This is a genomic window from Kribbella sp. NPDC056951 (assembly GCF_042674205.1).
GTDB classification, from domain to species: domain Bacteria; phylum Actinomycetota; class Actinomycetes; order Propionibacteriales; family Kribbellaceae; genus Kribbella; species Kribbella yunnanensis.
This window is the reverse complement of sequence record NZ_JBHUQZ010000005.1, coordinates 168,930-192,495: the sequence shown is the minus strand read 5'-3', so window position 1 is coordinate 192,495 and position 23,566 is coordinate 168,930. Positions and strand designations below refer to the sequence as shown.

General features: G+C 67.7%; 13 protein-coding genes. 6 read left to right on the top strand and 7 right to left on the bottom strand.

Going from position 1 to position 23,566, the window contains the following annotated elements:
• Nucleotides 1-115: 115 nt before the first annotated feature.
• From ACFTSF_RS21665 to ACFTSF_RS21650, 4 genes are all read left to right on the top strand, one after another.
• Nucleotides 116-6,340: an RHS repeat-associated core domain-containing protein gene (locus tag ACFTSF_RS21665; RefSeq protein WP_380155478.1), complete on the top strand. Its 6,225-nt coding sequence runs from the start codon at nucleotides 116-118 to the stop codon at nucleotides 6,338-6,340.
• On the top strand, nucleotides 6,318-10,301 hold the full coding sequence (locus ACFTSF_RS21660) for an RICIN domain-containing protein (RefSeq protein ID WP_380155476.1): 3,984 nt from the start codon (nucleotides 6,318-6,320) through the stop codon (nucleotides 10,299-10,301). Before ACFTSF_RS21665 ends, ACFTSF_RS21660 begins: the two co-directional genes overlap by 23 nt.
• A 137-nt stretch (nucleotides 10,302-10,438) precedes the next feature.
• The gene (locus ACFTSF_RS21655) at nucleotides 10,439-15,958 is read left to right on the top strand and encodes a carboxyl transferase domain-containing protein (protein ID WP_380155475.1); all 5,520 of its coding nucleotides are present in this window, start codon (nucleotides 10,439-10,441) and stop codon (nucleotides 15,956-15,958) included.
• A gap of 49 nt (nucleotides 15,959-16,007) precedes the next feature.
• Nucleotides 16,008-18,248, top strand: a complete 2,241-nt coding sequence (locus tag ACFTSF_RS21650) for a penicillin-binding protein (RefSeq protein ID WP_380155473.1) — start codon at nucleotides 16,008-16,010, stop codon at nucleotides 18,246-18,248.
• Here ACFTSF_RS21650 and ACFTSF_RS21645 read toward each other — a convergent pair.
• The 4 genes from ACFTSF_RS21645 to ACFTSF_RS21630 all read right to left on the bottom strand — a co-directional run bounded on the left by ACFTSF_RS21645 (nucleotide 18,234) and on the right by ACFTSF_RS21630 (nucleotide 20,109).
• Nucleotides 18,234-18,569 (bottom strand): hypothetical protein, encoded by a 336-nt coding sequence (locus ACFTSF_RS21645; protein ID WP_344145855.1) that lies wholly within the window; start codon nucleotides 18,567-18,569, stop codon nucleotides 18,234-18,236. The genes ACFTSF_RS21650 and ACFTSF_RS21645 overlap by 15 nt on opposite strands.
• A 65-nt stretch (nucleotides 18,570-18,634) precedes the next feature.
• A complete protein-coding gene (locus ACFTSF_RS21640) occupies nucleotides 18,635-19,069 on the bottom strand; it encodes an ester cyclase (RefSeq protein ID WP_344145852.1) in 435 nt (144 codons plus the stop codon).
• A 78-nt stretch (nucleotides 19,070-19,147) separates the two neighbouring features.
• Nucleotides 19,148-19,372: a translation initiation factor IF-1 gene (infA, locus tag ACFTSF_RS21635; RefSeq protein WP_344145849.1), complete on the bottom strand. Its 225-nt coding sequence runs from the start codon at nucleotides 19,370-19,372 to the stop codon at nucleotides 19,148-19,150.
• A gap of 2 nt (nucleotides 19,373-19,374) precedes the next feature.
• On the bottom strand, nucleotides 19,375-20,109 hold the full coding sequence (locus ACFTSF_RS21630; RefSeq protein ID WP_380155471.1) for a GNAT family N-acetyltransferase: 735 nt from the start codon (nucleotides 20,107-20,109) through the stop codon (nucleotides 19,375-19,377).
• Nucleotides 20,110-20,305: 196 nt separating this feature from the next.
• Here ACFTSF_RS21630 and ACFTSF_RS21625 point away from each other — a divergent pair, with 196 nt between their 5' ends.
• Nucleotides 20,306-20,770: a hemerythrin domain-containing protein gene (locus tag ACFTSF_RS21625; RefSeq protein ID WP_380155469.1), complete on the top strand. Its 465-nt coding sequence runs from the start codon at nucleotides 20,306-20,308 to the stop codon at nucleotides 20,768-20,770.
• Here ACFTSF_RS21625 and ACFTSF_RS21620 read toward each other — a convergent pair.
• The 3 genes from ACFTSF_RS21620 to ACFTSF_RS21610 are packed head-to-tail and all read right to left on the bottom strand — an operon-like array spanning nucleotide 20,767 to nucleotide 22,956.
• Complete coding sequence (locus tag ACFTSF_RS21620) at nucleotides 20,767-21,969, bottom strand: cytochrome P450 (protein ID WP_380155467.1); 1,203 nt, start codon at nucleotides 21,967-21,969, stop codon at nucleotides 20,767-20,769. The genes ACFTSF_RS21625 and ACFTSF_RS21620 overlap by 4 nt on opposite strands.
• Complete coding sequence (locus ACFTSF_RS21615; protein WP_380155466.1) at nucleotides 21,966-22,532, bottom strand: TetR/AcrR family transcriptional regulator; 567 nt, start codon at nucleotides 22,530-22,532, stop codon at nucleotides 21,966-21,968. The genes ACFTSF_RS21620 and ACFTSF_RS21615 overlap by 4 nt, the downstream gene beginning before the upstream one ends.
• A gap of 28 nt (nucleotides 22,533-22,560) precedes the next feature.
• Nucleotides 22,561-22,956 (bottom strand): nuclear transport factor 2 family protein, encoded by a 396-nt coding sequence (locus ACFTSF_RS21610; RefSeq protein WP_380155465.1) that lies wholly within the window; start codon nucleotides 22,954-22,956, stop codon nucleotides 22,561-22,563.
• Nucleotides 22,957-22,994: 38 nt separating this feature from the next.
• Between ACFTSF_RS21610 and ACFTSF_RS21605 the strand changes: the two genes are divergently transcribed.
• A complete protein-coding gene (locus ACFTSF_RS21605; protein ID WP_380155464.1) occupies nucleotides 22,995-23,564 on the top strand; it encodes a TetR/AcrR family transcriptional regulator in 570 nt (189 codons plus the stop codon).
• The last annotated feature ends 2 nt before the right edge of the window (nucleotides 23,565-23,566 follow it).

Genomic DNA, 23,566 nt, shown 5'->3' with positions numbered 1-23,566 from the left:
CGTTCCCCTCTAAAGACATCACTGTCGGTGACGATTTCCAGACGGATCGAAACCGTCGCACGGCAACGGTTCAGCCTGCACGCTTGGCTCACGCCCGTGAGCGAGGAGAACCCGCATGCCGGATCCGTCCACCCCACGCATCGGACGTCGAGTCCGCCCACTCGTTCGTACTGTACTGACCGGAGTTGTCGGCCTGTCCCTGGTCGTCGGCAGTCAGCAGTCCGGTCTGACAGCGGCCGCCGTCGCCCCCGAACCGGACAAGCCGGTCGCGCTCCGCAAGGACAAGCCGGTCAAGGGCGTCACGTCGAAGCCCGTACCGCGCCCGGTCGACCCGGCGATGGTCGACGCGACCCGCAAGAAGGAGCTCCGGACGAGCTGGCCCGCCGCAGGTTCGGCAGCGGCCGCCGTCCCCACACCGGGCGGCGGTACGGCGCTGGGCCGGTGGAACGCCGTACTGTCGGGGGAGCCGGAGGTCGCCACGGAACGGGCCGGAAGTCTGCCCGTCTGGGTGAGTGCCGGTGCTCGAGCCACCAAGGCGTGGATGGCCAACGGTGCAGCCGGCGGTCCGGCGAAGGTGGAGGTCGCGATCAGTGGCCGGCGTGGCGACCGGATGCAGGTCGACGTGCGCCGGGCGGATGGCAGCAAGGCTGCCGGGACTGTTCGGCTGACCGTGGGTTACGCAGAGTTCGCGGACACCTACGGCGGTGGCTGGTCGAACCGGCTCCGGCTGTACGACGCCAAGACCGGCAAGTCCTATGCGAGCAGCAACAAGGGCGACGGGACCGTCCAGGCAGAGGTGCCCGCGACGTCGACGTTGATGCTGGCGGCAGCCGAATCCGGCGGTGGCGGTGACTACGCTCGCGGGGACCTGAGTGGTGGCGCTGCGAAGTGGAGTATCGGCGGACCGTCCGGTGCGTTCGAGTGGTCGCTCCCGATGGAGGCGCCGCCGGGGATCGGTGGTCCGCAGCCGTCGGTGGCGCTGCAGTACTCGTCCGGCTCTCTTGACGGGCTCACCTCGGCCACGAACAACCAGGTGTCCGCGGCCGGGCAGGGTTTCGACATCAGCGGCGGTGGCGCGATCGAGCGCCGGTTCAAGTCGTGTTCGAAGGACCCGGGCAACAACGGCACCCGGTCGACCGGCGACCAGTGCTTCGCGACGGAGAACGCCAGCATCGCCATGACCGGTAAGTCCGGCGACCTGTTGCTGGTGTCGAAGACCGACACGTCGGAGACCTGGCGGATGCAAGGTGACGACGGCACCGTGATCGAGAAGTTCTGGGGCGCGGCCAACGGCGACGAGGGCTTGGTCGCGAAGGACAAGGGCGAGTACTGGCGCGTCACCACCAAGGACGGCTCGAAGTTCTACTTCGGTCTGAACCGCTTGCCGGGCTGGACGTCCGGACAGCCCGAGACCCGGTCCGCCCTGACCATGCCGGTGTTCGGCAACAACGCCGGCGAGCAGTGCAACCGGACCGCCTTCGCGGACTCGTGGTGCCAGCAGGCGTACCGCTGGCAGCTGGACTACGTGGTGGACCGGCACGGCAACACGATGAGCCTGTTCTACGACGTCGAGACCAACAACTACGCCCGCAACATGACTGCGACGGCAGTCAGCTCGTATGCGCGCAACAGCATCCTGAAGTCCATCGAGTACGGCCAGCGGGATGGACAGGTCTACAGCCAGAAGGCGATCGGCCGGGTCCTGTTCACTCCGGCCGAGCGCTGCGAGGGCACGAACTGCGGTCCGGGTCAGCCGGCGACGTACCCGGACACTCCCTGGGACCTCAACTGCGCCAGCACCAGCAACTGCGACAACCACTTCACGCCGTCGTTCTGGACGCAGAAGCGGCTGAGCCGGATCACCACGCAGGTGTGGCGCGACAATGCGTTCACCGACGTACAGACCTGGGACTTGCGGCACGAGTACACGACCGGCGCAGGCAGTGGCCGGGCGCTGTGGCTGGAAGGCGTCACGCAGACCGGCCGGGTCGGTGGCGACGTGCAGATGCCGGAGACGAACTTCGACGGCGTCGGCATGGACAACCGGGTGAACCCCGCCGACCCGAACCTGCCCAGCCTGATCTGGTACCGGATCGACAAGGTCCACTACGGCACCGGTGGCGACCTGGCGGTCGGCTACTCGCTGAAGGACTGTACGCCGACGTCCCTCCCGGACCCGGCCAACAACACCCGCCTGTGCCGGCCGCAGAAGTGGACGCCACCGAACCAGGCAGAGCGTCAGGACTGGTTCCACAAGTACGTCGTGAACGAAACAAACGAGGTGGATCGCAGCGCGGCCACCACGGTGCCGGCGGCCCCGATTCCCGTCACGACGAAGGTCCAGTACGTCGGCACACCCGCCTGGCACTTCGACGAGCAGGACGGTCTGTCCGAGACCACCACGAAAACCTGGAACGAGTGGCGGGGCTACGAGAAGGTCAAGGTGATCAAGGGCGCCGCCGGCGAGACCCAGTCCACCGAAGAGACGCAGTACTTCCGGGGGATGAACGGCGACAAGGACGCCAACGGCGGAGTCCGGACGGTGAAGATCACCGACTCGACCGGTACGTCGGTGGAGGACACCGCGGAGTTCTCGGGCCAGGTGCGTGAGCAGATCACCTACAACGGCGCCGCTGTGGTCAACAAGTCGATCAACGACTTCTGGCGTTCGCCGGAGCCGACGGCCACCGAGACGAAGCCGTGGGGCACGCGGTACTCGTATCTGACTGCCCAGAAGGGAGCTACGCAGTACCAGGCAGTCGACGGCGGCACGCTGAACATCGCGAACCGTCATGAGTACGACGCCAAGGGCCGCCTGCTGTCGAAGCACCTGGCCAACGACGTGAACACCACGAACGACGACACGTGTACGCGGTACGAGTACCTGGACAACCCGGCCGCCGGCCTGCAGGAACTGCTCAGCCGCGAGCAGACGGTCTCGGTCGGCTGCGATGTCAAGGACTGGACCCCTGCTCAGGTGCTCAGTGACGAGCGAATGTTCTTCGACGACCACACCTCGCTGGCGGCCACCCCGACGCGCGGTGTGCCCACCAAGGGCGAGCGGCTGACCGGACACGACAGCAACGGCAATCCGACGTACGAGACCGTGTTCACTGCGACGTACGACGAGTACGGCCGCCGGACGAGTGTCACCAACGCGTTGAACCAGACGACGCGAGTGGCCTTCAACCCGGGCTACGGGCCGACGACGAAGGTCGTCCGGACCGCCCCGAACGGTATGCAGGCCGCAGAGGAGTACGAGCCGGCGTGGGGCGAGCAGATCGCCCAGGTGTCCACCGACGGGTTGCGGGCCGAGATCGCTCTGGACCCGGTCGGCCGGACGTCGAAGATCTGGCACGCAGGTCACCCCAAGGCCACCACCTCACCGGACGTCGAGAAGGAGTACCTGCTGCGCGGTGAGGGGTCGTCCGCGGTCATCACCAAGTCGCGGCTCGCCGAGAACCGGTTCGACACGACGTACGAGCTGTTCGACGGACTGCAGCGCATCCGGCAGACCCAAGAGGCCACACCGGCCGGTGAGCGCCTCGTGACCGACTACCGCTACGACAGCCGCGGCAAGCGCACCATCGTGTCCGGCGCCTACCTCGCGGCCGGCAGTCCGGGCACGGACATCCTGTACGTCGGCGACACCGCGATCCCGAAGTTGGACGTGACCCAGTACGACGGCGCGGATCGCCCGGTGGCGCAGATCTTCCTGTCCGAGGGCCAGGAGAAGTTCCGCACCAAACACGAGACGACGGCGACCCGGCAGAGCATCGACCCGCCCCAAGGACAGGCGCCGACGACTCGCATCACCGATGCCCGCGGCCGGCTGGTCGAGCAGCGGCAGTACACCGGTGACACGTGGAGTGGTGCCTACGACAGCACGAAGTACACCTACACCGCGCTCGGCCAACTGAAGTCGATCACCGACCCCGCGGGCAACATCTGGAGCTACGAGTACGACGTCCGCGGCAGGCGGATCTCCGAGACCGATCCCGACCGTGGCAAGACGACCTTCACCTTCAACCCGGGTGACCAGATCACGTCCAGTACCGACGCGCGTGGGATCACCACCGCGTTCACGTACGACGAGCTGGGGCGCAAGAGCACCCAACGCAGCGGATCGGACACCGGGCCGGTCCAGATCGAGTGGAAGTACGACTCGCTCGCCATGGGCAAGCCGACCTCGACCACCCGCTACGTCGACGGCAAGGCCTACACCTCGGCCGTCACCGGTTACGACAGTGCCGGTCGACCGACCGGGCAGTCGTTGACGCTTCCGGCATCGGAAGGCGCGCTGGCCGGGACGTACAACATCGCCCAGACCTACACGACCGATGGGAAGCTCGAGAGTCGTTCGCTGCCCGCTGTGGGTGATCTGGCCGCGGAGAAGCTGTCGCTGACCTACAACGACCAGAGTCTGCCGACAGCGATGAGCAGTGAGCTGGGCACGTACGTGCGGAACAGCAGCTACACCGCTCTGGAGGAGACCCAGACACTCACACTCGGCGCGGCCAACGGTCGCTGGGTGCAGCAGAAGTTCGAGTACGAGTACGGTACCCGGCGGGTGACCAGAGTGATCACCGACCGGGAGACGTCGGCCAGGCGGATCTCGGACACGCAGTACTCCTACGACCCGGCTGGAAACATCACGAAGGCGGTCGACGGCTCGGCATCCGCTACTGCTGAGGCCACCGATACCCAGTGCTTCACCTACGACCATCAGCGGCGACTGACCGAAGCCTGGACGCCGGAGTCGGGCGACTGCACGGCTGCGCCGACTGCGGCCGGCTTGGGCGGCCCAGCGGCGTACTGGCAGAGCTGGACGTTCGACAAGGTCGGCAACCGGCTGAGCGAGAAGAGCACCACGCCCGCCGGCGCAACCACCACCAGTGCTTACACGTACGGCGGTACGGGGGTGTCCCCGAATGCCCTCAAGAGCGTCACGACAACCGGGCCCAGTGGGACGGCAACCACCGACTACGGCTACGACAAGACCGGCAACCTGACCACTCGCACGAAGGGTGGTAACACCGAGACGCTGAAGTGGACGGACGAGGGCAAGCTGGAGAGCAGCAGCAAGGGCACGTCGTTCGTGTACGACGGTGAAGGCAACCGGATGCTGCGCAGGGACGCCAGCGGTACCACGCTGTACCTCGGTGAGACCGAGATCCTGCTCGGTACCGACGGCAAGCTGCACGGCACCCGGTACTACACCTTCGGCGACGACGTGGTCGCCGTACGGACCAACGGCAAACTGAGCTGGCTGCTGAGTGACCTGCACGGGACACCGAACATCGTGGTCGACGCCGGCAACCAGTCAGTGCAGCGGCGCCGGACGACGCCGTACGGGCAGACGCGGGGGACCGCGCCGACCGACTGGCCGGGGCAGCGCGGATTCCACAAGGGGACCGAGGACCCGGGGACCGGGCTGGTCCATCTCGGCGCCCGCGAGTACGACCCGGCGATCGGGCGGTTCATCTCCGTCGACCCGGAGATCGATCCGGAGGAACCGGGCCAGCTGAACGCCTACTCCTACGCCAACAACAACCCCGTCGTCTTCGACGACTCCGACGGCCGGGCCGCGGTGCTGGCGATCCCGGTGGTCATCGCGGTGCTGGAAATGGCGTTCATCATCGTGATGGCCATCATCGCGGTGGTGCTGATCGTGATGATCCTGGTCAAGGTGATCGAGCTGGTCATCGAGATGGTCAAGAACTTCTTCACCTGGCTGTGGGAGAAGATCACCAGACGGGTGGAACGGTGGGTCGAGACGTTCCGCACGGTCTGGAAGTTCATCGAGCAACGCATCGTGCAGTTCACGGTCCGGATCGTCAACAAGATCAAGTGGATCTTCAAACGGATCGCGGACAAGATCAAGAAGCCGGTGCGCAAGCCGGACGTGGTCAAACCCAAACCGGAGACCCCCAAGCCACCGAACAAGCCGGAGACGCCCAAACCGCCGAACAAGCCGAACAAACCGGACCGGCCGGGCAACAAACCGGAGAAGCCGACCCGCGGCAACGCCAGTGAACGCATCAAGGCCGAGCGCGAGCGCAGGTCGCAGGAGCAGGCCGAGATGAAGCGCCGGATGGACGAGATCCAGGAACGGCTCAACGAGCAGATGGGCAATCCCAAGCGCGGGGACTGGAAGAACGAGACCCAGAAGGAGGTCAACCCCGACCCCGTGCGGTACCCGGACGGTTCGCCGAAGTGGCAGAAGCCGTACGACAGCAAGGACTTCTCCTCGATGTCGGGCTCGGGCAAGGGCTGGAAGGGGGTGCTGGTCGGTGATGTCCTCCGGAGGATCGTGGATGCCTTCAAGTGGTTCAGCTAAGCGGGCAGGCCTGGCAGCGGTTGCGCTGCTCCTCGCCTTTCCCGCGGTCGGAGTACCGCAGGTCGAGGCTGGGGTACCTCGCTCAGCCGAGGCCCCGGCCGCCGCACCCCGCGAGCGAGCCGAGCTGACGCACCTGCGGACCGAGAGCACCGAGGTGTACGTCGAACCTGACGGAAACCACACGTTGGTCGCGCACCCGGCGCCGGTGCGTGCCCGGCGCGGTAAGGAGTGGGCACCGATCAGCACGACCCTGCGGCGTACCAAGGACGGCACTGTCCGCCCTGGTGCAACCGTGACCGACCTGGTGCTGTCCGGAGGCGGCGACCGCGCGATGGTCAGTATCGGTGCCGGTGCGAACCGGCTCCGGCTCACCTGGCCGTCCGTGCTGCCGAAACCTGTGCTCGACGGCGACACGGCGACGTACCCGGAGGTCTATCCGGGAGTCGACCTGAAGCTGCGCGCCGAGGCCGACGGGGTCGCACAGGTCCTGGTCGTCAAGAACCGGGCCGCTGCCGAGCGGCTGCGTACCGTCGACGTCGGCCTGACCACCACCGGGCTGCAGGTCCGGGTCCGGCCGGACGGCTCGACCGTTGCCGTTGACAACAAGAACCGCACCGTCCTGTCCGGTGACCGGGCAGTCATGTGGGACAGCAACGGAGCAGCGGCCGCGGTTCGGAAGAGCGGCGCACAGGAGTCTCGGCGAGCAGTCATGCGCACTGTCCGCACCGAGTCCGGCCTGCGCGTCGTACCGGACCGGAAGCTGCTCACGGCGGCGACGACCAAGTACCCGGTCTACATCGACCCTCCGTGGTCCATCGGCCACCAGTTCTGGACGCATGTCAACGAGATGGCCGCCGACCAGTCCTACTGGAACTACGACCGTGACGAAGGCGCCAAGGTCGGCTTCGCGTGGGGCGGCACTGTCCGCTACCGCTCGTTCTTCCAGTTCGACACCACCAAGCTCGCCGGATCGAGGATCGTGGCGGCAGGCTTCCGGATCATGCTGAACCACTCGTCGGCCACTGGTGCGACACCGACCGACCTCTGGTCGACCAAGGCGATCGACCCGAGTGTGCCGTTGAAGTGGAACAACTCCGGAGGCCACTGGCTGAACCAGTTGGCCCAGGCCAGTGGCAATGCCAATACCGATGCAGGACAGCCGGACCAGGAGATGATCTTCACCAGTCCAGCGGTGAAATCCATGGTCCAGGACGTTGCCGGGAGTCGAGGCCTGACAGCGACGTTCGGACTGCGGGCACCGAACGAGGGCAGTCAGTACCAGTGGAAGAAGTTCCACCCGGGCACCGCGGAGCTGCGGGTCACCTACAACAACGCGCCGCGGCCGCCGATCAAGCTGAACTTCACCCGGCCACGTCCGTGCGGGACAGCGCAGGCGCCGACCGTGGTGACCGGTCTGGTACCGCCGACCTTCAGTGCGGTCGCCAGCGACCCGGACAACGACAACGTCACCACCAAGCTGTCCATCCGCCGGGCCGACAACGACGCGGCGGTCTACGACTCGACATCGAGTCTGACGACCTCCGGTGCGGCGTTCGCCTGGCCGCAGGTGCCGAGCACCGCGCTGTCGGCCGGCGTTCCGTACTACTACGTTGCCAGTAGCAACGATGGCATCCCGGACGACGGGATCGAGTTCGGGGACGAGACCACTCGCTGCTACTTCATCCTCGACTCCACGCCGCCGAAGGTCGCGCAGGTGTCGTCCAGTGACTTCCCGAACAACGGTGAGGACGGGATCCCGGCCAAGACCACTGGCGTCGTGACGCTGCGCCCCGGCTCCGGCGACACCGATGTGGCGGAGTTCCTGTACGGCTTCACTCAGGACGCGATCCTGTCCCGGATCAAGATCGGCCCGGACGGTACGGCGAAGCTTCCGGTGACCGTGTGGCCGAATCCGCAGACCGGGATCCCGGAGTCGACGTTGTTCGTCCGGGCCGTCGACCGGGCCGGCAACTCGAGCGCAGTCGGGCTCGGCTACGACCTGCTGGCCGCGAGCAACTCGAATCCGATCCCGCGGGTACGTGGAGACATCAACGGTGACGGCCGGGCAGACGTCAGTGCGGTGCTCGACCATGGCTGGGGCCGCACCGGGGTCTGGAACGTGCTGTCCAAGCCAGGTGGGCTGCAGACCGGCACGTTCGCCTGGGACTCCGGCGAGAACGGCGGTTACGCGCTCTACAAGACCCGTCCGGTCCAAGGCGACTTCGACAAGGACGGCCGGGCCGATATCGTCCTGTTCAGGGAGGAGGCCGGCCGACGGATCGGTGCATACCTGCTGAAGTCCGACGGCAACCGGTACGTCACCCAGTCCAACCCGGTCTGGCACTCCGGCGCTGCGGGCTGGCCGCTCAGCACGGCCCGGATCATCTCCGGTGATGTCAACGGGGACAGCGCCGACGACATCGCTGTCCAGCTCGACAACGGCAATGGCACTTGGCGAGTGCTGCTGTTCCTCGGTGGCCCCACCGCCATCGGTGCGCCGGTGCAGTGGGTCTCCACGTCCGGGGACTGGTCGCGCAGTGCACCACTGCTCGCGGACATCGACGGTGACAACAAGGACGACCTTGTCGACATGTCCAACCTGGGCAACTGCCGCACCCAGGTGACGGTTCGCAAGTCGTCCGGTACGGCGTTCGCCACGACACCGGTCACCTGGTACGACAACTCGTCGTACTGCTGGGAGAAGAGCCGGCCGGTCGTTGCCGACGTCAACGGTGATGGTCTGGACGACATCGTGGCGATGTACGAGCACGGACAGAGTGATCTGGCGCTGCGCGCGTTCGTCTCGAGCGGGACTGCACTGACGGAGTCGCAGTGGTACCGCGGTGCGCTCGACCCGGCCAAGGCGGCGCTGAGTGCCGGTGACTACACCAGTGACGGCAAGGACGACGTCGCTCTGACCCAGGCGCTGGACGACGGCGGCCGTGAGGTGTCCACACTGACATCGACCGGTACGGCGTTCGGCGCGCCGGTCAGCGGCTGGAAGGAGACCACCGTCGCGGCGACGACCGGGCCCAAGTTCGACATCGACCGGCGGGCCTACGAACTGGTCGCCCGGCACAGCAGCGAGTGCCTGGACATCCCAGGGGCTAGTCAGACCGACGCTGCGCCGGTGCACCAGTACGAGTGCAACGGGAACATCCAGCAGCGGTTCCGGCTCAACCCGATCGCCGGCACGGACCAGTTCGAAGTCCAGACCGTGCACGGGAACGGCGTGAAGGACGACGGCAAACCACGCTGCGTCGACGTCGAGAACATGTCGCTCGGTGACGACGTACCGCTGCTGCAGTGGCCGTGCTCCGGGACCGGTAACCAGCAGATGACCGTGGAGTACCTGGAAGGAAGCAGTTACGACACGGTGGTTCGGCTGCGGTTCGCGCACAGCGGCAAGTGCGCCGGTGTCCGCGGGAGCTCGCTGGGCAACGCCGTACCGGTGGTGCAGCAGACCTGTACGGCGGATGCCGGCCAGCAGTGGATTCTGCGGCCGGTGTTCACCGGGCAGTCGCTGGCCGGGCGCTACAAGATGGCGTCGGTCCGTGGTGGCAAGGTGCTGGACATCCAGGACTGCGGGACGAATCCGGCGAGCACCGAGATCCGGATGTGGGACTGGGTCCCGGGAAGCCCTTGCCAGCGCTGGCAGATCGTGCCGAAGGGTGACGACATCTACCAGATCTACGACCCGAACTCCCAGAAGAACGTGGATGTCCAGGGCTGCCCGGGTGGGCTCGGGTCACCACTGGTACCGATCACGCCCAGTGACAGCGTGGAATGCCAGGGCTGGCGGATCGAACCGGCGATCGACGGCTCCTGGAGCATCCTGCAGAACAAGTCCGGCCGCGCGATGGACGTGGCCCATTGCAGCGCGGCGGCCGGTGCCGACGTGATCACCTACACCTACTGGAACGGGCCCTGCCAGCGCTGGATTCTGACCTCTGCCAACTGACCCCGCCACACCGAACTGGCACCCCGACTCGACGGTAACAGCCGATCCCTGAAAGTCTGTCCGGGCGGCCCGGCCAAAACTTGTGTTCCACAAGGGCCGGGCCGTTACACGTTTGTGGTGCGACAGGGAGGCGGTCGATGTTCAAGCGTATCGCAGTGGTGAACCGAGGCGAGGCCGCGATGCGGCTCATCAACGCGGTCCGGGAGGTCAACGCCGAGGGTGGCGAGCCGATCGAGACGGTGGCCTTGTTCACGGACGGCGAGCGTACGGCGACCTTCGTGCGCGAGGCGGATCGGACGTACCCGCTGGGGCCGGCGTCGGCGCGGCCGTACCTGGACCTGGTGGTGCTCGAGCGTGCGCTGCGCGAGAGCGGTGCGGATGCCGCGTGGGTCGGCTGGGGGTTCGTCGCTGAGGACCCGGCGTTCGCCGAGCTGTGCGAGCGGATCGGGGTCACCTTCATCGGGCCGTCGCCCGAGGCGATGCGCAAGCTGGGCGACAAGATCGGTTCCAAGCTGATCGCGGAGGAGGTCGGCGTACCGGTCGCTCCGTGGAGTCGCGGGCCGGTCGAGTCGCTCGAGGCGGCGCTGACCGCGGCCGAGACGATCGGCTACCCGTTGATGCTCAAGGCAACGGCCGGTGGCGGTGGGCGCGGGATCCGCGTGGTCCGCTCGGCCGACGAGCTGTCCGACGCGTACGCGCGGACCAGTGAGGAGGCGGCTCGCGCCTTCGGTAGCGGCATCGTGTTCCTGGAGCGCCTGGTCACCGGCGCCCGGCATGTCGAGGTGCAGGTCATCGCTGACGGCCAGGGCACCGCGTGGGCGCTCGGTGTGCGCGACTGCTCTGTGCAGCGGCGCAACCAGAAGGTCATCGAGGAGTCTGCCTCGCCGCTGCTCTCGGCCGGTCAGGTCGAGGACCTCAAGGCTTCGGCCGAGCGGCTCGCCCTTGCGGTCGGTTACCGCGGCGCGGCCACGGTCGAGTTCCTGTACCACCCGGGGGAGAAGAGTTTCGCGTTCCTCGAGGTGAACACCCGCCTCCAGGTCGAGCACCCGATCACCGAGTTGACGACCGGGTTCGACCTGGTCAAGGCCCAGTTGCACGTCGCGAACGGCGGCCTGCTGGAGGGCCTGAAGCCCGCCGAGCTCGGGCACGCGGTCGAGGCCCGGTTGAACGCCGAGGACCCGGACCGCGACTTCGCTCCGTCACCGGGACGGATCGCCGTACTGGATCTGCCGGCTGGTCCGGGTATCCGCGTCGACACCGGTGTGAGCGCAGGGGACAGCATCCCGGCCGACTTCGACTCGATGATCGCCAAGATCATCGGCTACGGCCGGACTCGCGAGGAGGCGCTGGCTCGCCTGCGCCGCGCGGTCACCGCGACCACTGTGCTGATCGAGGGTGGCGCGACCAACAAGAGCTTCATCCTGGAGTTGCTCGACCAGCCCGAGGTGATCGACGGCAGCGCCGACACCGGCTGGATCGACCGGGTGCGCGGTGAGGGCCGGCTGGTTTCGCACAAGCACTCGGCGATCGCACTGGTCGCCGCTGGGATCGAGGGCTATCAGGACGCCGAGAAGGTCGAGCGGGCCCGGTTGCTGGAGACCGCGCACGGCGGCCGGCCGCAGGTGCAGCACGAGGTCGGTCGCGCGATCGACCTGAAGCTGCGCGGAGCGACGTACCGGGTGACTGTCGCGCGGATCGGCGCGACTCGCTTCCGGGTGGGCGTCGGCTCCGGCAGTGACCCGTTCAAGGTGGTCGACGCCGATCTCGAGCGGCTGGACGGTCACAGCGGGCGGCTCACCGTCGGTCGGCAGCGGTTCCGGCTCGTCACGGCGACCCACGGCCCGGTGCACCTGATCGAGGTCGACGGTGTGACGCACCGCGTCAGCCGGGACGAGGGCGGCGTACTGCGTTCTCCTGCGCCCGCGCTCGTGGTTGCGACGCCGGTGCAGACCGGTGCCGAGGTAGAGGCCGGTGCGCCGGTTCTGGTGCTGGAGAGCATGAAGATGGAGACGGTGCTCTACGCGCCGTTCAAGGCCACGGTGAAGGAGCTGCAGGTCTCCACGGGCAGCCAGGTGGAGACCGGTGCGCCGCTGCTCCGGCTGGAGCCGGTCGCCGACGAGACCGACGGCGCGGCGGCCGCGCCCGCGCAGAGCGGCGTACGGCTCGACCTGCCGAACGGCATCGGCGAACGCACACCCGAGCAGCGGTTCGGGCGGGCGCTGGAGGATCTGCGCAGCATGCTGCTCGGATTCGACATCGACCCGCGCGACGAGGGCGGCATGCTGGCCGGCTACCTGTTGTCCCGGACGCAGCTGCCGCAACCGCCGGTGCGTGCCGAGATCGATCTGATGCAGGTGTTCGCGGACTTCGCCGAGCTGAGCCGCAACCGGCCAGCCGGCGAGGAGATCAGCACCGAGAACCGGGTGCACAGCCCGCGTGAGCACTTCCATACCTACCTACAGAGTCTCGACCCCGAGCGTGGTGGTCTGCCGGGTGAGTTCCAGACGCGGCTCACCCGGGTGCTGGCTCACTACGGTGTGAAGGACCTGGAGCGCAGTACTGAGATCGAGGAGGCCGTGTTCCGGATCTTCCTCGCCCAGCAGCGGTCCACGCCGGACATCCTGCTGGTCACGTCAGTGCTGGAGCGCTGGATCGACGAGTCGCGGCCGGAGGCCCCGCTGGACGAGGCCGTGCACGACCTGCTGGACCGGCTGGTGCTGGCCACCCAGCTGCGCTTCCCGATCATCGGCGACCTGGCCCGCAGCGTCCGGTTCCGCTGGTTCGACCAGCCGCTGGTGGACGCGGACCGCGCCTCGGTGATCGCGGGTGTCGGTGACGAGGTCGCCGAGCTGGCCGCCAACCCCGACGCCACGGATCGCCAGGAGCGGCTCGACGCGCTGGCTGCGATCCCGGAGCCGATCGTCCAGTTCCTCGCCCAGCGTGTGGAGGAGGGCTGGGGTGATCGCGAGCCGATGCTCGAGATCCTCATTCGCCGTCACTACCGCGAGTACGAGCTGCACGACGTCAACGAGGTCACGGTCGACGGGCGGCCGTTCGCGACCGCCGACTACACGATCGACGATCGGCCGACGCACCTGGTCACCACAGTCGGTACGACGGCTGAGCTGGCCGACCCGGCCAGTGGGCTCTCCCAAGCGCTGACCGCGCGGCTGGATGCCAGCCCGGCCGGTCACGAAGCGGTGGTCGAGCTCTACCTGTTTGGCGCCGACCTGCCTGACGTCCAGCAGGACGCGTCCGATCTGTACCGCCAGATGGTGGCCGACCTGCCGATTGCTCAGCGCGCCCGGCGGATCTCGGTCGCGGTGGCGCCAGGTGGCGGTCGCCCGGTCTCGTACTTCACGTACCGCCCGGCCGACGGTTCGGTGATCGAGGACGACAACGTCCGTGGTGTGCACCCGATGGTCGGTCGCCGGCTGAACCTGTGGCGCCTGCGCGACTTCCGGATCACCCGTCTGGAGAGCCCGGACGACGTACTGCTCTACTACTGCGTCGCGCGGGACAACGCGGCCGACCAGCGGCTCGTTGCCCTGGCTCAGGTCCGTCAGTTCGCCGTGGTTCGCGACGAGAACGGCAACGTCACCTCGCTGCCGCACGCCGAGCGGGCGATCGCCAACTGCCTTGAGGCGATCCGCCGGGCCCGGACCGCGCGCGGTGCGGCCGGAGCCAAGCTGGACATGAACCACGTGTGGATCCACATCTGGCCGGTCGTCGACGCACAGGTCGACGAGGTCACCACGCTGAAGAGCAAGATCGCCCCGATGACGGCCGGTGCCGGGATCGAGGAGGTCCTGATCCAGGGCCGCGTCGAGGGACCGGACGGCGTTGCCTACCCGGTCGCGGCCCGGTTCTACGCCCAGCCGGGTGCCGGTGTCGTCACGTCCATCGAGCAGCCGCCGACCACCGGGCTGATGCCGCTCGACGACTACGCGCAGAAGGTTCAGCGCTCGCGGCGCCGCAACACGATCTATCCGTACGAGGTCAGTGGCATCGTCACCGGCCCGGGCGGCTCGTTCGTCGAGCACGACCTGGACGACACCGGTGCGCTGGTTCCGGTCGAGCGCCCCAAGGGCCTCAACAAGGCCGGCGTCATCCTCGGTGTGGTCACCACGCCGACCGCTCGCTACCCCGAGGGCATCACCCGGGTTGCGCTGAGTGGTGACCCGACCAAGGCGCTCGGCGCTGTCGCCGAGCCCGAGTGCTCGCGGATCATCGCGGCCATCGACCTGGCCGAGCGGCTGCAGATCCCGGTCGAGTGGTACTCGCTGTCCGCCGGTGCCCGGATCTCGATGGACTCCGGGACCGAGAACATGGACTGGGTCGCGAAGGCGCTGAAGCGGATCGTCGAGTTCACCCAGGCCGGTGGCGAGATCAACATCGTCGTGGCCGGGATCAACGTCGGTGCGCAGCCGTACTGGAACGCCGAGGCGACCATGCTGATGCACACCAAGGGCATCCTGGTGATGACACCGGACAGCGCGATGGTGCTGACCGGTAAGCAGACCCTGGACTTCTCCGGCAGTGTCTCGGCCGAGGACAACTTCGGGATCGGCGGCTACGACCGGGTGATGGGCCCGAACGGCCAGGCGCAGTACTGGGCGCCGGACCTGAAGGCGGCCCGCGACGTGCTGATGTCGCACTACGACCACACGTACGTCGCTCCGGGCGAATCCGGTCCGCGTCGTGCGGAGACGACCGACCCGATCGATCGGGACGTGACGCCGTACCCGCATATCGTCGAGGGCAGTGACTTCAAGACGGTCGGCGAGATCTTCTCCGCGGAGACCAACCCGGACCGCAAGAAGGCGTTCGACATCCGCACGCTGATGCGGGCGGTCAGCGACCAGGACCACCCGGTGCTGGAGCGCTGGGCCGGGATGGCCGACGCCGACACCTCGGTGGTCCAGGACGCGCGGCTGGGCGGGTATCCGGTCTGCCTGGTCGGGATCGAGTCCAAGTCGGTGCCGCGGCGCGGATTCCCGCCGGCCGACGGCCCCGACACGTACACCGCCGGCACGCTGTTCCCGAAGTCGTCGAAGAAGACGGCCCGGGCGATCAACACGGCCAGCGGCAACCGGCCCCTCGTCGTACTGGCGAACCTGTCCGGGTTCGACGGCTCGCCGGACTCGATGCGCAACCTGCAACTCGAGTACGGCGCCGAGATCGGCCGCGCGATCGTGAACTTCCAGGGACCGATCGTGTTCTGCGTGGTCTCGCGGTACCACGGTGGTGCGTTCGTCGTGTTCTCCAAGCAGCTCAACCCGTCGATGACCGTGCTCGCGGTCGAGGGTTCGTTTGCCTCCGTCCTCGGTGGCGCACCGGCCGCGGCCGTGGTGTTCTCGGCCGAGGTGGACGCCCGGACGGCGGCCGACCCGCGGGTCGCGGCACTGGCCGAGCAGGTCGCTGCGGCGAGTGCGGGGGAGCGCGCCGAGCTGGCGACCGAGCTCGCGGAGGTGCGAACCGCCGTACGGGCCGAGAAGCTCACCGAAGTGGCGACCGGGTTCGACAAGGTGCACAGCATTCAGCGTGCGCGCGACGTCGGTTCGGTGGACGCGGTGATCAGTGCGGCCGAGCTGCGGCCACGGTTGATCGAGGCAATCAGTCACGGCCTGTCGTCGGGCGGTACCAACCAGGTCTAAGCTGTGCGGCATGCGCGGCGGGGAAGGCGCTCCAAACAAAGCACGGGCGTTGATTACGTTCATCGGGGTCAGCGTGCTTTCCGGTGCGCTCGCGGCGGGGCTGGCGATTCCGCTGGCCGGCTTCGCCGGGATCAGCAGCGAGCAGGTCGTGAAGACCGTTCAGGACCTGCCGCGTGAGCTCGAGGTCGAGCCGGTCGCCGTCCGCAGCCGGATGCTGGCCGCGGACGGTTCGATCATCGCGACCCTGTTCGAGCAGAACCGGGTCCCGATCCGGCTGAACCAGATCGCGCCGATCATGAAGACCGCGATCATCGCGATCGAGGACTCCCGGTTCTACGAGCACGGCGCGCTGGACCCGAAGGGCACCGTGCGGGCGATGATCCGCAACCACGGCAGCGGCGAGGTCCAGCAGGGCGGGTCGAGTATCACCCAGCAGTACGTGAAGCTCAGCCTGATCGAGAAGGCCCGGACCCTGGCCGAGCGGCAGAAGGCGACCGAGGTCTCGTACGAGCGCAAGCTGACCGAGCTGCGCTACGCGATCGCGCTCGAGAGCCGGCTGACCAAGAACGAGATCCTCGAGCGGTACCTGAACCTGGTCAACTTCGGTGACGGGACGTACGGCGTACAGGTCGCTTCCCAGCACTACTTCCAGACCACCGCGGACAAGCTCACCCTGCCGCAGGCCGCGTTGCTGGCCGGCCTGGTGAAGAACCCGACCGGCTACGACCCGACCAACAACCTGGCCCGGGCCAAGGCTCGCCGCGACGTGGTGCTCCGGCGGATGCTCGAGCTCAAGGTGATCTCGGTGCACCAGGCGAACCTCGCCCTGCGGTCGCCGGTCATCGACCGCGCCAAGGTGCGCCCGGTGCCGAACGGCTGCGCCAACTCGCGCTACCCCTTCTACTGCGAGTACGCCGTCGCTCAGCTGCTCGCGAATCCCGCGCTCGGGCGGACGGTCAAGTCCCGCGAGCACCTGCTGAAGACCGGCGGCCTGACCATCCGGACCAGCCTCGATCCGCGCACTCAGGCAGCCGCACAGGCCTCCATCACCGCGCACGCGAGGCCCACCGACACCGCGGTCGCAGCGATCACGATCGTCCAGCCGGGAACCGGGCTGGTGAAGGCGATGGTGCAGAGCAAGCCGTACGGCAACGGCCGCAACCACACGAACTACAACTACAACGTCGAGAAGTCCTACGCCGGTGGGTACGGCGGGTTCCAGAACGGCTCGACGATGAAGGCGTTCACCATCGCGGCCGCGATCCAGGCCGGCGTACCGCTGGACTACCGGATCAACTCGCCGCAGCAGATCAACCTGAGCAACAAGAAGTTCCGCACCTGCACCGGCTTCACCCGGGACCCCGACTACACCCCGCAGAACTCGACCCGCAGCGGCAACCTGACCATGGTCGAAGCGGCCCGCTACTCGACCAACACCTACTTCCTGCAGCTCTCGCAACGGGTCGGCCTCTGCCAGATCGCCCGGGTCGCGTCCCGCCTCGGCATGTACAACGCGCAGACCCTGCAGCCGCTCGACCAGGTCATCTCGATGACGCTCGGCGTCGGCTACGTGACCCCACTGCAGATGTCGAACGCCTACGCGACCTTCGCGGCCCGCGGCAAGTACTGCCGCCCGCTGGTCGTCACTTCGCTCCGCGACAAGGCCAACCGGCCGATCCGCACCCCGAAGGTCCAGTGCTACCAGGCGCTCAAAGCAGGCGTCGCCGACGGCGTGAACAAGGTCCTCAGCGCAGTGATGGAGCCGGGCGGCACCGGCGGCCGCTTGAAGTTCGGCAACTGGGACCTGGCCGGCAAGACCGGAACCATCCAGGAAAACAAGGCAGTCTGGTTCGCCGGGTACGCCCCGAACCTAGCCGCCGCCGCAGTCGTCGCCGACGCCAACCTGCCCTACACAAACCTCATGTACGGCCACACCCTGGACGGCCGCGACATCTCCGACCCCACCGGCTCCGGCACCGCAGGCCCCCTCTGGGAAACCGCCATGCAAGGCGCTCTCAAGGGCCTCCCGCTGCAGCGCTTCGTCGAGCCGTCCAAGAAGATCGTCAACGGCGACCGCAAAGGCCTCCCCGACGTCACCGGCCTCGATCGCGCCGAAGCCACCAACCTCCTCCGCAAGGCCGGCTTCGACGTCACCATCGCCAACAAACTGGTCGCCTCCCCAGTAGCCACCGGCAAGGTCGCCTACACCGACCCCCGCACCGACTCCGGCGCCACCCGAGGCTCCCTCGTCACCATCTACCTCTCCAAGGGCCCCTCACAACGGCCGTAGGTCGGTGCCGGGGATCCAGGTGACCTGACCGGTCTCGTCGCAGAACCGGCCGAGCCACTCGCCGTTGTGGCGGATCCACACGTCCAGCTCGCCCGGAGACCACTTCGCCCGTTGCACGGCCTGCGCCGGATCAACCCGCCGTACGGCGTCGGCCGGGCGCGGGCCGTGCGTGTCGTACTGCACCTCCAGGTCGGAGGCCATCCGTTGCGCCTCCACCTCCGTGCCGAGACCACTCGCGCGCCAACCGTTGACCGCGCCGTCCCAGACGCCGAATCCTTCGGATCCGTCGTCTGCGGGGCGCACTGTGAACCGACCAAGCATATTTTCAGATTAGCCGATCATCGAACATATGTTCTAGTCTTGATCGCGTAGGGAGTCGTGTGCGGTCAGTTGCCGGTCGGGGCCGGGATCACGCCCAGCTGGGTCAGCCAGCTGAGCTGGTCCAGGACGTTCCAGTGCTGGATGATCTGGCCGTCGCGGACGGTCATGATGTCGACGTATTGGACGGTGACGTGTTTGCCGGTGGCCGGGACGCCGCCGAAGTCGCCGGTGTTGGTGCCGGACATGGTCTTCTTGGTCACCACCTGGTCACCTTCGGCGATCATGTCGTCGATGGTGAAGGTGGCGTCGGGATAGGCCTCGGCGAAGGCCTGCAGGAAGACCTTGCCGCTGTCGCGGTCCGGTGGGACGCCTGGCGGGCTGCTGAGGTTGACGAAGTCCGGGGCGTTGAGTTCGTCGTAGGCGTCGAAGTCCTTGCCGTTCTGGACTTCCTCGACGAATCGCCGGATCAGGGCCTTGTTCTGTTCGGTCTGGTTTTCCATCGTTGCCACCCCCTGGCCAGGCTGTCGGCGCCGAGGATCGGTGCCGACAGCACCTGGGGTCATTGTGCAACTGTGCGGTCAGTTGCGGTAGCGGAAGATGATGCGGCCTCGGGTGAGGTCGTAGGGGCTGAGCTCGACCAGGACACGGTCCTCAGGAATGATCTTGATGTAGTTCTTGCGGATCTTGCCGCTGATGTGGGCCAGCACCTGGTGGCCGTTGGTGAGTTCGACGCGGAAGTTCGCGTTGCGCAGCGACTCGATGACGATGCCGTCGAGCTCGATGGCGCCTGCTTTTCTGGGCATGGTCAGGCCTTCCCGTGGACGAGTTCGAGGTTGCTGTTGGTGTGGCGGGCGCCGAGGCTTTCGAACAGGGCCAGGGCGGCCGTGTTCGTTTCGTTGACCTCGGCCACGACCGTTTCGGCGCCGAGGTGGTGGAGCGCGTGGGTGAGGAGGGCGCGGCCGATCCCGGTACGCCGGTCGCCGGCCCGGACCGCGATCAGACCGATGCGCGGTTGGCGGGTCGCCGTGGCTAGGCGGAGGAGGCCGACGTACTGGCCGTTCCGTTGGGCGATCGTGTACTTCGACGGGTCGATCGGGGTGGTTCCGCCCTGCCAGGGCAGGACTTCGGCCGGCATCGTCGACCAGTCGATCTCGGCGCGGAGCGCATGGTCGAGTTCGCGGAGCGGTTCTTCGTCGGCCGCGGTGATGAGGACGCCGGGTGGTGGCGGTGCCGGGGTGATTCCTGCGGTGGGTACGACGAACTCGCGCTCGCGGCGCCAGGTCGTGAACCCGGCGCGTTCCCAGGCGGTTGTCAGTTCACGGTCGGTCTCGTCGACCACCGTGTACAGAGGTGATGGGTGGTCGGTCAGCATCGCGGCGGCGAGCCGGGCGAAGACGGCGTCGTCCCACGTGTCGATGCTGAGGAAGGTCCGGCCGTCGAGCCGGCGGGACGCATGTCCGCGACCGACGACCAGATCGTTCTCGACCGCATGCCACTGGTTCTCGGCGACGCGGGAGATCGTGAGCAGCAAAGAGTTCATAGGTGTTTCCTTTCGGGAGTGCCGAAGTTCTCGGGGCGCTCCCGGCGACACCTATGTCAATCGCCCGCCCGTGACCACGAGAGGGAGAGCCCACTGCGCTACTGCGTTCATGGGTCCCACCTCCAAAGCTCATGTCACGGACTCCGGAACCGTAGCAAGCCGACCGCCGTACCGGCCAGCCATTTATCATTCAGGGGTGACCGAGACGACCAGGATCATTGCCTGGAGCACCGAGCTTCGCCGGGTGCACACCCGGATCCGGGAAGCCTTGGAGGTCACCCGGCAGGCGGTGCGCGACGGGATGCCGAGCGAGCATGCGAGTCGTGACCTGCTGCTGTACTGCCACGGCTTCTGTGCGGCCCTCGACGGGCATCATCAAGGCGAGGACCGCGCGCTGTTCCCGGCGATCGAAGCCGCGCACCCGCACCTCGCGCCGGTCCTGCGTGCGCTGACGCAAGACCACTCGATGATCGAGCACCTGCTCGGAGGGTTGCGGGACGCGGTCGACCGATCGGCCGCGCCCGATGAGCTGGATCGGCATCTCGAAGGGGTGGCCGCGATCATGGAGAACCACTTCCGGTACGAGGAGAAGCAGTTGCTCACCGTGCTCGAAGGCCTTGAGCTGAATGCCGCCGTACCGGAGGTGCTGGGACCGCTCTAGTCGACCAGGAGCGGCAGCGTGGCGTAGCCGCGGATGACTCGGGATTCTCGCCAGGTCGGGATGTCGGCGGGGCGGCGTAGCTTCGGGAGTCTGGTGGCGATTTCGGCGAAGGCGATCTGGGCCTCCAGGCGGGCGAGTGGGGCGCCCAGGCAGTAGTGGATGCCGCTCGAGAAGGCCAGGTGCTCGGCCTGACGGGGGCGGGTGATGTCGAAGACGGCGGGGTCGCTGAAGATCTCGGGGTCTCGGTTGGCGGCACCTAGGAGCAACATGATCCAGCTGTCCGCGGGGAGGTCGACGCCGGCGATCGATACCGGTTCGTGCGCGAAGCGGCTCGTGTTCTGGACCGGCGGCGCATAGCGCAGGACCTCTTCGACGGCAGCGCCCGCGCGTTCCGGTTCGGTCCGGAGCAGCTCCCATTGCGCCGGGTGATCGAGCAGGGTGGCGACGCCGTTGCCGATCAGATTGACGGTCGTCTCGAACCCCGCGATCAGCAGCAGCCGCGCGGTCGTGTGTAGCTCGTACGGCGTGATGCCGTCAGGTGCCGCGGCGACCAGGTAGCTGATCACGTCGTCGCCCGGGTGTGCCTTCTTCAACGGGATGAGCTCGCTGAACAGTTCGTAGAGTTCGGCGTTCGCGGCGGCCAGTGCGGCGGCCTCGGCCGGGGTTTCGATACCCGACAACGCCGAACCGACCACGGTGCCGTGCTGGGACAGGCGGTCGACGTCCGCGTCCGGGATGCCCATCAGGGTCGTGATGACGCCGATCGGCAGTGGCGCGGCGAAGTCGGCGATCAGGTCGAAGGGGCGGTCAGGTTCGGCTGCGGCCCGGCGTTCGATACCGGTGATCAGGTCGCGGGTGAAGTCGGCGATCCGTTCGGCGTACCCGGCCATCATCTTCGGCCGGAACGCCGGCGCCGCGAGCCGCCGCAGCCTGGTGTGATCCGGTGGTTCGCGCTCGAGGAAACCGAGGTCCAGGGTGTTGCCCGAGGTGTCCTCCGAGGTCGGTCCCGGATCGCCCGCCGGACGGACACCGAAGCGCCGGTCGCGGAGAATCGCGTTGCAGACGGCGTAGTCGGTGCTCACCCACTCCTGGTCGGACCCGATGATCGGTCCGCCGGCGCGGAGCCGCTCGTAGATCGGGTACGGCTCGTCCTGCCCCGACCGGGACCAGAACGCATCGAGCGCGGAAGTATCGGTCATGGCGTCAGCACTCCTCCGGTGAACGTCGACAGGACCAGCTCAGGCGCGTCCCGAGGGGCGAGCCAGCCGGCTTGGAGCAGATCCCAGGCGGTGAACAACAGCGCGTGCAGGGACCGGACGAGCCACCAGTCGGGCACGCCCGGACGAACGATCCCGGCACCGGCCACGATCGCCGCGATCGGTGCGGTCAGTGCATCGGTCCGGGTCGTGATGACGTCATCGGCGAAGACCTCGGGTTGCGCCGTCAGCAACGTCAAGTAGGCGCCGAACGGCAGCAGATCGACGACCATCCGGCGGAGCGGATCAGGATCGACCGGGGCGGCGGCGATCACCGATTCGCTGATGTCGAGCGCCCGCGATGCGACGCCCACCAGGAGGTCGTGCCGGGTCGGGAACTGCTTGTGCAGTGTCGTCCGGCCGATCCGCGCGGCAGCGGCGATCTGTCCCAGGGAGGCGGCCGGGTCCTTGGCGAGAACCGCCGCCGCGATATCGAGAACCTGCACCGGCGTCGCGGCCCCCGCCGTACTGGGCGGTGACTGGGCAGGAACCACGCGAACACTCATGTTCGCGAAGGTACAGTGTTGTTCGCGGCTACGAAAGGGATGGCACAACCACGCGGGCGCTGATTCGCCATCCGTTCGTCGTCCGGACCACCTCGTCCTCGTAGACGACCGTGCCCGCGCGGCCGTCCGCCATCACCGACAATCCCTTCGAACGCACCCGGGCGCGGTCATCGAGATCGGGGTCGGCGGTGACGATCACGTTGGTGACGTGGTGTCCGGCGGGCTGGTCGCCGGGGGCTGAGCTGAAGAGTTCGACGAGTGCCGGCAGTCCTCGGACGATGCCCAGGCCATAGGCAGTCACGTCGTACGACGCGTCGGGTGTCAGGAGCAACCCGAGATCGTCGGTACGTCGGTCGTCCGCGAGATGCCCGTGCAGCGAAACCAGTTCGTGGATGGCCAGCCGGTCCTCGGTGGTCAGCGGCATCTGCACTCCTGAGTGATCGGTGGGGGAGGATGGCGGTGATGACTGATCCTAAACGGGGCGAGCGCCCCGCTTCAACCGGACCGCGTCGAGCGGATGCTGTCGCCAACCGCGCCAAGGTGGTGGCCGCGGCCCGTGCGGCGTTCGTGGCGGATGGGCTCAGCGTGTCCCTCGACGAGATCGCCCGGCGGGCCGGTGTCGGCCCGGGCACGGTTCACCGGCACTTCAGGACCAAGGCCGAGCTCGTCGACACGGTCCTCGCTGCAGCGGTTGAGGACTTGGTGGCCGCGGCGAACTCGGCTGCCGAGTCCGCTGATGCCGGCGGAGCGCTGCGGGACTTTCTGGTGCGGCTGGTCACCGAGGGAGCCGCCGCCCACGAACTCGCCGCGCGGCTGCAGGTTGGTGCAGGCAGCGTCGAACAGCCGGTCGCCGAGCTCGACCGCGCGATGGGCGTGCTCCTGTCCCGTGCCCATAACGCCGGGGCCGTCCGTCCCGATCTCGATGAGCGCGACCTGGCTGCGCTCGTTGCCGCCGCGCACGCGGCATATGTCCATCCCGCGGGCGGCGAACGCGCGATGAAGTTGGTTCTGCGAGCGCTCGATTTGGCGTGACC

What these genes read in the sequence shown, in the direction of transcription:
- ACFTSF_RS21665 (WP_380155478.1), top strand. Translation starts at nt 116, where the DNA reads ATGCCGGATCCGTCCACCCCACGCATCGGACGTCGAGTCCGCCCACTC.
- ACFTSF_RS21660 (WP_380155476.1), top strand. Translation starts at nt 6,318, where the DNA reads ATGCCTTCAAGTGGTTCAGCTAAGCGGGCAGGCCTGGCAGCGGTTGCG.
- ACFTSF_RS21655 (WP_380155475.1), top strand. Translation starts at nt 10,439, where the DNA reads ATGTTCAAGCGTATCGCAGTGGTGAACCGAGGCGAGGCCGCGATGCGG.
- ACFTSF_RS21645 (WP_344145855.1), bottom strand. Translation starts at nt 18,569, where the DNA reads ATGCTTGGTCGGTTCACAGTGCGCCCCGCAGACGACGGATCCGAAGGA.
- ACFTSF_RS21640 (WP_344145852.1), bottom strand. Translation starts at nt 19,069, where the DNA reads ATGGAAAACCAGACCGAACAGAACAAGGCCCTGATCCGGCGATTCGTC.
- infA (WP_344145849.1), bottom strand. Translation starts at nt 19,372, where the DNA reads ATGCCCAGAAAAGCAGGCGCCATCGAGCTCGACGGCATCGTCATCGAG.
- ACFTSF_RS21630 (WP_380155471.1), bottom strand. Translation starts at nt 20,109, where the DNA reads ATGAACTCTTTGCTGCTCACGATCTCCCGCGTCGCCGAGAACCAGTGG.
- ACFTSF_RS21620 (WP_380155467.1), bottom strand. Translation starts at nt 21,969, where the DNA reads ATGACCGATACTTCCGCGCTCGATGCGTTCTGGTCCCGGTCGGGGCAG.
- ACFTSF_RS21615 (WP_380155466.1), bottom strand. Translation starts at nt 22,532, where the DNA reads ATGAGTGTTCGCGTGGTTCCTGCCCAGTCACCGCCCAGTACGGCGGGG.
- ACFTSF_RS21610 (WP_380155465.1), bottom strand. Translation starts at nt 22,956, where the DNA reads ATGCCGCTGACCACCGAGGACCGGCTGGCCATCCACGAACTGGTTTCG.
- ACFTSF_RS21605 (WP_380155464.1), top strand. Translation starts at nt 22,995, where the DNA reads ATGACTGATCCTAAACGGGGCGAGCGCCCCGCTTCAACCGGACCGCGT.